8 protein-coding genes are annotated in these 10569 nt (G+C 60.1%); 1 reads left to right on the top strand and 7 read right to left on the bottom strand.

Annotated elements, in window-relative coordinates:
• Window positions 1–206: 206 nt before the first annotated feature.
• The gene (locus A8O26_RS13285; RefSeq protein ID WP_064118431.1) at window positions 207–518 is read right to left on the bottom strand and encodes a Nif3-like dinuclear metal center hexameric protein; all 312 of its coding nucleotides are present in this window, start codon (window positions 516–518) and stop codon (window positions 207–209) included.
• Between the two features lie 5 nt (window positions 519–523).
• Window positions 524–4420 (bottom strand): phosphoribosylformylglycinamidine synthase, encoded by a 3897-nt coding sequence (gene purL, locus A8O26_RS13280; RefSeq protein ID WP_064118430.1) that lies wholly within the window; start codon window positions 4418–4420, stop codon window positions 524–526.
• A 285-nt stretch (window positions 4421–4705) separates the two neighbouring features.
• Between purL and mltF the strand changes: the two genes are divergently transcribed.
• Window positions 4706–6166 carry a membrane-bound lytic murein transglycosylase MltF gene (gene mltF, locus A8O26_RS13275; protein WP_081265193.1) on the top strand — a complete coding sequence of 487 codons (1461 nt, stop codon included), beginning with the start codon at window positions 4706–4708 and terminating at the stop codon, window positions 6164–6166.
• A gap of 127 nt (window positions 6167–6293) precedes the next feature.
• On the opposite strand, the gene pdxJ is transcribed toward mltF, so the two are convergent.
• The 5 genes from pdxJ to lepB form a co-directional block, all read right to left on the bottom strand.
• A complete protein-coding gene (pdxJ, locus tag A8O26_RS13270) occupies window positions 6294–7040 on the bottom strand; it encodes a pyridoxine 5'-phosphate synthase (RefSeq protein WP_047292711.1) in 747 nt (248 codons plus the stop codon).
• Between the two features lie 48 nt (window positions 7041–7088).
• Entirely contained in the window at window positions 7089–7778 is a 690-nt protein-coding gene (gene recO, locus A8O26_RS13265; RefSeq protein ID WP_064118429.1) for a DNA repair protein RecO, read from the bottom strand.
• 167 nt (window positions 7779–7945) lie between these two features.
• Window positions 7946–8848: a GTPase Era gene (era, locus tag A8O26_RS13260; RefSeq protein WP_016771562.1), complete on the bottom strand. Its 903-nt coding sequence runs from the start codon at window positions 8846–8848 to the stop codon at window positions 7946–7948.
• Complete coding sequence (rnc, locus tag A8O26_RS13255; protein ID WP_016986099.1) at window positions 8841–9530, bottom strand: ribonuclease III; 690 nt, start codon at window positions 9528–9530, stop codon at window positions 8841–8843. Before rnc ends, era begins: the two co-directional genes overlap by 8 nt.
• Before the next feature lie 182 nt (window positions 9531–9712).
• On the bottom strand, window positions 9713–10567 hold the full coding sequence (lepB, locus tag A8O26_RS13250; protein ID WP_064118428.1) for a signal peptidase I: 855 nt from the start codon (window positions 10565–10567) through the stop codon (window positions 9713–9715).
• Between the last annotated feature and the right edge of the window lie 2 nt (window positions 10568–10569).

Raw genomic sequence — 10569 nt, 5'->3', positions numbered from 1 at the left:
AGGTGACTCGCCGTAAGGGCGGAACCCTAAGAAGCCGTTACCACAGCAACGGATATGTACCCGGTCAGCCAGAACATCATTGCCTGATCCGGCGCCTTCGCGAGCAAGCTCGCTCCCACATTGGAACCCCATCACCCGGAAAATCGTAAGCAACAAAAAACCCGCAGACGATCTCTCATCTGCGGGTTTCTTGTAATAAGCGGCTATCAGAAATCTTCCAGCCGCCACACTTCATAAGCCGGCGTCTCGTAGGGATGACTAAGCTTCAAAGCCGCCACAACAGCAACGATCAACTCATCCACCACCACCAGCTCAACCTTCCATTCCTCAACCCGCTCGATCTGCCCCGCCTCTCCAATAAACGGCTGACTACCGTCCAAAGGTCGAAACTGGCCCAAACCGAGCGCCTGCCACGCACAGTGGTCATAATCACCGATCCGCCCACCACCGGCAGCGAACACAGCCCCCTTGACCACCTCGACATGACTGTCAGGAACAAAAAACGCCAGCTTGTACACAGGCCTTAGTTCACCCAAACGCGAGCATTACGGAACATACGCATCCAAGGTGCGTCCTCGTTCCAGTCTTCCGAACGCCACGAGTTCTGCACCGCGCGGAACACACGCTCCGGGTGCGGCATCATGATCGTCACACGGCCATCACGGCTGGTGAGACCGGTAATCCCGCGTGGCGAACCGTTCGGGTTGGCCGGATAACGCTCGGTGACCTTGCCATGGTTGTCGACGAAACGCATCGCCACGCAACCGGACAGATCGGCTTCCAGCAGTGCTTCCTCGCTGGAGAACTCGGCGTGACCTTCACCGTGAGCGATGGCGATCGGCATACGCGAACCGGCCATGCCCTGCAGGAAGATCGAGTTCGATTCCTGGATCTGCACCATCGCCACGCGCGCTTCGAACTGCTCGGAGCGGTTGCGCACGAAGTGCGGCCAGAACTCGCTGCCCGGGATCAGCTCGTGCAGGTTGGACATCATCTGGCAACCGTTGCACACGCCAAGGGTGAAGCTGTCGTTACGCTCGAAGAAACCCTGGAATGCATCGCGGGCACGGCTGTTGAACAGCGCCGACTTGGCCCAGCCTTCACCGGCGCCGAGCACGTCGCCGTAGGAGAAACCACCGCACGCCACCAGACCTTTGAACTCGTTCAGGTCAACACGGCCGGCGAGAATGTCGCTCATGTGCACGTCGATCGCGTTGAAACCGGCGCGGTCGAACGCGGCAGCCATTTCCACCTGACCGTTGACGCCCTGCTCACGCAGTACGGCAACCTGTGGGCGGATGCCTTTTTTGATGTAAGGCGCGGCGATGTCCTGGTTGACGTCGTAGCTCAGTTTGACGCTCAGGCCCGGGTTGTCTTCTTCCAGCAGCACGTCGAACTCTTGCTCGGCGCAGTCGGCGTTATCGCGCAGACGCTGGATCTGGTAGCTGGTCTCGGCCCAGGTACGTTGCAGCAGACGACGCTGACCTTCGAACACGGTGTCACCATTGAAGGTGATGTTGATCTGGCCATTGTTGATCGGCTGACCGATCACCGACACGCAGTCGCCCAGACCGGCGGCGCTGAATTGCGCGAGGATGTCTGGCGTGGCGTCCTGACGAACCTGAATCACTGCACCCAATTCTTCGTTGAACAGGATGGCGGCGATGTCGGCGGTGGTTTCCGCCAGACCGTCGAGGTTCAGGCTCAGACCGCAGTGGCCGGCGAAGGCCATTTCCACCACGGAGGTCAGCAGACCACCGTCGGAACGGTCGTGGTACGCCAGCAGATGACCGTCGGCGTTGAGGCCCTGGATCACCGCGAAGAAGGCTTTCAGGTCTTCAGCGTCATCGACGTCCGGTGCGTGTTTGCCGAGCTTGCCGTGTGTCTGCGCAAGGATCGAAGCACCCATGCGGTTCTGACCGCGACCGAGGTCGATCAGGATCAGGTCGGTGGTGCCCTTGTCCATGCGCAGTTCCGGGGTCAGGGTCTGACGGATGTCAGCCACTGGCGCGAAACCGGTCACGATCAGCGACATCGGCGAGGTCACGGTTTTTTCTTCGCCGTTATCGCTCCAACGGGTGGCCATGGACATCGAGTCCTTGCCCACCGGAATGGTGATACCCAGCTCAGGGCACAGTTCCATACCGACCGCTTTCACGGTGTCGTACAGACGCGCGTCTTCGCCCGGGTGGCCGGCAGCGGACATCCAGTTCGCCGACAGTTTGATGTCGGAGATCTTGTTGATGCGCGACGCGGCGATGTTGGTCAGCGTTTCGCCGATGGCCATGCGGCCCGACGCCGGAGCGTCCAGCAGAGCCAGCGGAGTACGCTCGCCCATCGCCATCGCTTCACCGGTGTAGACGTCGAAGCTAGTGGCGGTGACGGCAACGTCGGCCACTGGAACCTGCCACGGGCCGACCATTTGGTCACGGGCCACCAGGCCGGTGATAGTGCGGTCGCCGATGGTGATCAGGAAGCTCTTGCTCGCCACGGCGGGGTGATGCAGAACACGTTCGATGGACTCGCTGATGTCGAGGTTCGACGGATCGAAATCATCACCCATTTCAGCTTCGCGAACCACCGAGCGGTGCATGCGCGGGGCTTTGCCCAGCAACACTTCCAGCGGCATGTCCACCGGGTTGTTGCCGAAGTGGCTGTCGGTCACGGTCAGTTGCGGTTCGGCAATCGCTTCACCGACAACGGCAAACGGGCAGCGCTCGCGTTCACAGATCGCCTGGAAACGCGCGAAGTCTTCCGGGCCAACGGCCAGAACGTAACGTTCCTGGGATTCGTTGGACCAGATTTCGTGCGGGGCCATGCCCGGCTCGTCGTTGGGAATGTTGCGCAGTTCGAAACGGCCACCGCGGTCGCCGTCGTTGACCAGTTCCGGGAAGGCGTTGGACAGACCGCCCGCGCCGACGTCGTGGATGAAGCTGATCGGGTTCTTGTCACCCAGTTGCCAGCAACGGTCGATGACTTCCTGGCAGCGACGCTCCATTTCAGGGTTTTCACGCTGCACGGAAGCGAAGTCGAGATCCGCCGAGCTGGTGCCGGTGGCCATCGAGGAAGCGGCGCCGCCGCCCAGACCGATCAACATCGCCGGGCCGCCGAGGACGATCAGCTTGGAGCCAACGACGATCTCGCCTTTCTTGACGTGTTCTTCACGGATGTTGCCCATGCCGCCAGCGAGCATGATCGGCTTGTGGTAACCGCGAACTTCGTCACCGTGCGGGGTGGTGATCGACTGTTCGAAGGTACGGAAGTAGCCAGTCAGGGCCGGACGACCGAATTCGTTGTTGAACGCGGCGCCGCCGAGCGGGCCTTCGATCATGATGTCCAGCGCGGTGACGATGCGCTCAGGCTTGCCGTACGGCACTTCCCACGGCTGTTCGAAGCCGGGGATCTGCAGGTTGGAAACGGTGAAACCGGTCAGGCCAGCCTTTGGCTTGGCGCCACGGCCGGTTGCACCTTCGTCACGGATCTCGCCGCCGGAACCAGTGGACGCGCCCGGGAACGGAGCGATCGCGGTCGGGTGGTTGTGGGTTTCAACCTTCATCAGGATGTGCACCGGCTCCTGCACCGCGCCGTACTGGCGGGTTTCAGGGTTCGGGAAGAAACGGCCGGCGACGTTGCCGACGATCACCGAAGCGTTGTCCTTATAAGCCGACAGAACGCCTTCGCTGTGCATCACGTAGGTGTTCTTGATCATGCCGAACAGGCTTTTTTCCTGGTTCTCACCATCAATATCCCAACTGGCGTTGAAGATTTTGTGGCGGCAGTGCTCGGAGTTGGCCTGGGCGAACATCATCAGTTCGATGTCGTGCGGGTTGCGCTTCAAGCCGTTGAAGGCGTCGACCAGATAGTCGATCTCATCTTCAGCCAGGGCCAGGCCCAGCTCGGTGTTGGCTTTTTCCAGTGCAGCGCGACCGCCACCGAGGATGTCGATTGCAGTCAGCGGCTTCGGCTCGGCGTGGCTGAACAGACCGGCGGCCTGTTCGAGGTTCGCCAGCACGATCTGGGTCATGCGGTCGTGCAGCACGTCGGCAATCTGTTGCGCTTCGGCTTCGCTGAACTGACCGGCCACGTAGAAGGCGATACCGCGCTCCAGACGCTGGATCTTGCTCAGACCGCAGTTGCGGGCGATGTCGCTGGCCTTGCTCGACCATGGCGAGATGGTGCCGAAACGCGGCAACACCAGAAACAGACGACCGGTTGGCTCTTGTACCGGAACGCTTGGGCCGTACTTCAGAAGGCGCGCTAGCACCTGCTGTTCGTCGCCGGTCAGGACGCCGGTGACTTCGGCGAAGTGAGCGAATTCAGCATACAGGCCACTGACAGCTGGAACCTTCTGGCTCAGTTGCTCAAGGAGTTTGCTGTGGCGAAAGGCAGAAAGGGCAGGAGCGCCGCGCAGGATCAACATCTTCGGGACAGCCTCGGGAAGGGGTGTGCTTTGAGGCCGTGCATTCTAGCCTAAACCGCCCTCAACATCACCCGAAACGCTACGCACGGTTGCACTCGGGTATCAATCTGTGTTTCCGACTCCAGAGTCAGGTAAATCAGCTATTCAGAGGCCGCTTATTTTTACTGTAACAAAAAGCCGTAAAGGCCCATTTCTGCGGGGTTTCGGCCGGTTTTGTGATCGCTAGCAGACTCGCCCTGCGCTGTCGAGATATGGCGCCCGTGGCCGTTTGCGTATACTGCGCAGATGTTTTTCCCAACGGCTTTGCGTCCGCGGTACGCCAAATGGCTGATCGCAACCGGACTCTTCCTGATGCTCAGTGGCTGTGTTGATAAACCCAACACACTGGAGCGCATAAAGGAGGATGGTGTGCTGCGGGTGATCACCCGTAACAGCCCCGCCACCTACTTTCAGGATCGCAGCGGTGAAACCGGCTTCGAATACGAGCTGGTGAAGCGTTTCGCCGACGATTTGGGTGTAGAGCTGAAGATCGAGACCGCCGACAACCTCGACGACCTGTTCGATCAGATCGGCAAACCGAATGGCCCGGTGCTGGCCGCCGCCGGTCTGGTCAGCAGCGATCAGCGCAAGCAGCAGGTGCGGTTCTCGCACTCCTACCTTGAAGTCACCCCGCAGATCATCTATCGCAACGGCCAGTCGCGGCCGACCGACCCGGGCGATCTGGTCGGCAAGAAGATCATGGTGCTCAAAGGCAGCACCCACGCCGAACAACTGGCGGAACTGAAAAAGAAATTTCCCGGCATCGAATACGAAGAGTCCGATGCGGTTGAGGTGGTCGACCTGCTGCGCATGGTCGATGAAGGCCAGATCGACCTGACCCTGGTCGACTCCAACGAAGTGGCGATGAATCAGGTGTACTTCACCAATATTCGCGTGGCCTTCGACCTCGGCGATGCGCGCAGCCAGAGCTGGGCGGTTGGCCCGGGCGAAGACAACAGCCTGCTCAACGAGATCAACGCGTATCTGGACAAGGTGCAGAAGAACGGCACCCTGCAACGCCTGAAGGATCGCTACTACGGCCACGTTGATGTCCTCGGCTACATGGGCGCCACGACTTTCGCCCAGCATTTGCAGCAGCGCCTGCCGAAATACGAACAGCACTTCAAGAATTACGCAAAGAAAGAGAAAGTCGACTGGCGCCTGCTGGCAGCCATTGGTTATCAGGAGTCGCTGTGGCAACCGGCGGTTACCTCGAAAACCGGCGTGCGCGGGTTGATGATGCTGACCCAGAACACCGCGCAGGCGATGGGCGTGTCCAACCGCCTCGACCCCAAGCAGAGCATCATGGGCGGCGCCAAGTACCTGGCTTATATGAAGGATCAACTCGACGATTCGATCAAGGAGCCGGATCGCACCTGGTTTGCTCTGGCGGCGTATAACGTCGGCAGTGGTCATCTGGACGACGCGCGCAAGCTGACCGCAAAGGAAGGCTTGAACCCGGACAAGTGGCTGGACGTGAAGAAGATCCTGCCGCGCCTGTCGCAGAAGCAGTGGTACAGCAAGACCCGTTATGGCTATGCCCGAGGCGGCGAGCCGGTGCACTTCGTGGCGAACATCCGTCGTTATTACGACATTTTGACCTGGGTGACGCAGCCACAGCTTGAGGGCGATCAGGTGGCCGAGGGCAATCTGCATGTGCCCGGTATCGACAAGTCAAAACCCGCGCAAGAACCTGCCCCGCTGTAACCAACACCCCAAAAACAAATGTGGGAGCGAGCCTGCTCGCGAAGGCGTCGTGTCAGTCGACATCATCTTTGACTGATACACCGCTTTCGCGAGCAGGCTCGCTCCCACAGGGGTTATGCGTTGACCTTTAGCCTTTCAACGCGGCCGCCAGGATCAGCGCCTTCATTTCCGAGACTGCGGACTTGAAGCCAACAAAAAGCGCATGCGCCACCAGCGCATGGCCGATGTTCAGTTCGTTGATGCCCTTGATCGCCGCGACAGCTTCAACGTTGTGGTAATGCAAGCCGTGACCCGCGTTAACGATCAAGCCTTGGGCCAGACCAAACGCCACACCGTCCGCCACACGCTTGAGTTCTTCAGCCACTTCGGTCGGGGTTTCGGCATCGGCATAACGCCCGGTGTGCAGCTCGATGGCTGGGGCGCCAACACGCTTCGACGCCGCAATCTGGCGCTCGTCAGCATCGATGAACAGCGACACTTCGCTGCCGATCTTCGACAGACGCTCAACCGCTGCCTTGATGCGCTCTTCCTGCCCCGCGACATCCAGACCACCTTCAGTGGTCAGTTCCTGACGGGTTTCCGGGACCAGGCAAATGTGCGCCGGACGGATGCGTTCAGCGAACGCCATCATTTCTTCGGTGACGCCCATTTCGAAGTTCATGCGGGTTTGCAGCACGTCCTTGAGCAGCAAAACATCGCGCTCCTGAATGTGCCGGCGGTCTTCACGCAGGTGCACGGTGATGCCATCAGCGCCCGCCTCTTCCGCGTCCAGCGCCGCCTTGACCGGATCCGGGTAGCGCGTGCCACGGGCCTGACGCAGGGTGGCGACGTGGTCGATGTTCACGCCAAGAAGAATGCGATTGCTGGTGGTCACGGATGCGCGCTCCTGAAGGAAAAGATTCGGCGCACAGCATACACGGGCCTAGGGCTTGCGAAACAGCTCGCGACTGACGAGGGGGCGACCGCCCAAATGAACGGCCAAGGCCTGGCGCATCAAGCGCTTGGCCGCGGACAGCGCACCGGGCGCGGTCCAGTCGGCTTCGGCCATAGCCAGTAATTCGACGCCGTTGAACAGGCCGGGTTGCAGCAGAAAGACTCGCTCCAGACCGGCATCCACTTGCAGACGATAGAGACCGTCCGGCGCGACGGGTTCGCCATGGACATCAGTGTTCAGCGAGAAGCCATAACCGAGATCGTCCAGCAGGCGCCATTCGAAAGAGCGCAGCAACGGCTCCAGCGGTCGCCCCTCGGCCAGTGCCAGCAAAGTCGCGGCGTAGTGATCGAAGACGCCCGGGTGCGGATCCTCGGCAGGCAGCAAACGGATCAGCAATTCATTCAGATAGAGACCACTGAACAGCGCCTCGCCATTGAGCCACGCCGAAGTGCCAGAGCTCTCCATGCGTCCGACGTTCTTTAACTCACCCTTGCCACGAAACTCGACCTCCAGCGACACGAACGGCCGCGCCAATGTCCCGGCCTTGCCGCGTGCACTGCGCAACACCGCCCGCAGCCGACCTTGCGGCGTGAGGAAATCCACCAGCGCACTGGTTTCGCGGTAGGCGCGGGAGTGCAGGACGTAGGCGGGTTGGGCGGGCGGCGGGTTTGAGGACATGGAACTCTCATGGATAAAACGCGGTTTTATATTCACCCCAAAACCACTGTGGGAGCGAGCTTGCTCGCGAATTCGGTGTGACAGTCAACATCAATGCTGAATGTTACATCCTCTTCGCGAGCAAGCTCGCTCCCACAGGTTTCTTCGGTGTTGCGACAACCGCGTATTTACAGGTCGCCGTAACCCAGCGAACGCAGCGCACGCTCGTCGTCGGACCAGCCGCCCTTCACCTTGACCCACAGGTTGAGCATGATCTTGGAGTCAAACAGCAGCTCCATGTCCTTGCGCGCTTCGGTGCCGATGCGTTTGATGCGCTCGCCCTTGTCGCCAATGATGATCTTCTTCTGACCGTCACGCTCAACGAGGATCAAGGCGTGGATGTGCAGGGTTTTGCCCTGCTGCTTGAACTCTTCGATCTCGACGGTGATCTGGTACGGCAGCTCGGCGCCCATCTGGCGCATGATTTTCTCGCGCACCAGTTCAGCGGCGAGGAAACGGCTGCTGCGGTCAGTGATCTGGTCTTCCGGGAAGAAGTGATCGTTCTCCGGCAGATGGTCAGCGATGACCTTTTCCAGCGCTTCGAGGTTGTGCCCGTGCTGCGCGGAAATCGGAATGATCTGCGCGTTCGGCAGTTGTTCCTGCAACCAGCTGAGGTGCGGCATCAGCTCGGCTTTGTCTTCGATGCGGTCGGTCTTGTTCAGCGCAACGATCAGCGGACCGGTCACGTACTGCACGCGCTCCAGCACCATCTGGTCTTCGTCGGTCCACTTGGTGCGGTCGACCACGAAGATCACCACGTCGACGTCTTTCAACGCCGCCGAAGCGGTCTTGTTCATGTAACGGTTCAGAGCCTTTTCGCCACCCTTGTGCATGCCCGGGGTGTCGACGTAGATCGCTTGCACGTCACCCTCGGTTTTGATCCCGAGCATGTTGTGGCGCGTGGTCTGCGGCTTGCGCGAAGTGATCGCGAGCTTCTGGCCGAGGATGTGGTTCAGCAGCGTCGACTTACCGACGTTGGGACGGCCGACGATGGCAACATAGCCACAGCGAGTTGCGTTTGTATCAGTCATTGCCATTCTCCACGCCCAGGGCAATCAGTGCTGCAGCGGCCGCTACCTGTTCGGCAATACGACGGCTGACACCCTGACCTCGGCTTTTTTCATTCAGTAAGACAACTTCGCACTCGACGAAGAAGGTTCGGCAGTGCGGTTCGCCCTGGATATCCACCACTTCGTAGCGTGGCAGATCGCAACCGCGCGATTGCAGGTGTTCCTGCAAGCGGGTTTTCGGATCCTTGTTGGTGTCGACCAGGGTCAGCCCCTCGAACTCGCCCGCCAGCCAGGCCAGTACGCGCTCACGCGCCATGTCCATGCCAGCATCGAGGTAGATCGCGCCGATCAAGGCTTCGAGGGCGTCGGCCAGAATCGACTCGCGACGGAAACCGCCGCTTTTCAGTTCACCGGAACCCAGTCGCAGGTAATCGCCGAGGTCGAAACCGCGCGCCAGTACGGCCAGCGTCTCACCTTTTACCAAACGAGCGCGCAAACGCGACAACTGGCCTTCGCGGGCCAGCGGGAAGCGATCGAACAGCGCCTCGCCAGCGACGAAGTTGAGGATGGCATCGCCGAGGAATTCCAGGCGTTCGTTGTTGCGCCCGGCAAAGCTGCGGTGCGTGAGGGCCAGCAGCATGAGCTCCTGATCCTTGAAGGTGTAACCGAGCTGACGCTCGAGACGGCTTAAAGAAACGCTCACGGTTTACCCACGCTGAGTTCGTGGCTGGATTCCACTGCCATCGCCGGGATGCGGCGCAGGCCTGGGACAATTAACGCTGTGTTCAAAAATTACGTCCTGAATATCGTGGCTTCATGCCCCGAAGCCGATTGTGGCGGCTCCAGAAATGCATTCGGCGCTGTGGTCAACAGCGCCGTGTGTGATTACTTGATCAGGCCAACCCGCGAGAAATTCGGCAGGTGACTGAGTTTCGGTTCCGGCCAGCTCATCCAGACCGCGAAGGCCTTGCCGACGATATTCTGGTCGGGAACCATGCCCAGCAGATCCTTGGGAATGTTCGGATCATCCCAGTAGCGACTGTCGTTCGAGTTGTCGCGGTTGTCGCCCATCATGAAGTAGTGCCCGGCCGGCACGGTCCAGGTATGGTCTGGCGTGGCGCGGTAACGGCTCATTTCCTTGCGGATCAGGTGCTCGGCAGCGCCGAGTTTTTCCTTGTAGAGCTCGGCACTGCCCAGCGTGCCCGGCTCGGCGCCGACCATCTGCTCGGCAATCGACTCGCCATTGACGAACAGACGCTTGTCAGCGGTGTAGCGCACCGTGTCGCCCGGCAGGCCGACCACACGTTTGATGTAGTTGACGTTCGGATCGCTCGGGTAGCGGAACACCATCACATCGCCACGCTGCGGATCACCGACTTCGATGATTTTCTTGTCGATCACCGGCAGGCGGATCCCGTAAGAAAACTTGTTCACCAGAATGAAGTCGCCGACGTCCAGGGTTGGTTTCATCGAACCGGACGGAATCTGGAACGGTTCCACCAGGAACGAACGCAGCACCAGAACGATGAACAACACCGGAAAGAACGACTTGCCGTATTCGACCAGCAGCGGCTCTTTGTTCAGTTTTTCAACGACCACGCCATCCGGCTGGCTGACACTGCCTTGATAAGAGGCAATGGCAGCACGCCGACGCGGAGCCAGGATCAACAGATCAAGCAACGCCAACAGGCCGCAGACGAACACGGCGATGACCAGCAACAGCGGGAAATTTAGTGACATAG

It is taken from the genome of Pseudomonas fluorescens, from assembly GCF_001648775.1.
In the GTDB taxonomy this organism is placed as follows: Bacteria; Pseudomonadota; Gammaproteobacteria; order Pseudomonadales; family Pseudomonadaceae; genus Aquipseudomonas; species Aquipseudomonas fluorescens_M.
The sequence above is the reverse complement of the archived record's forward strand: the minus strand, read 5'-3'. Positions and strand labels throughout refer to the sequence as shown.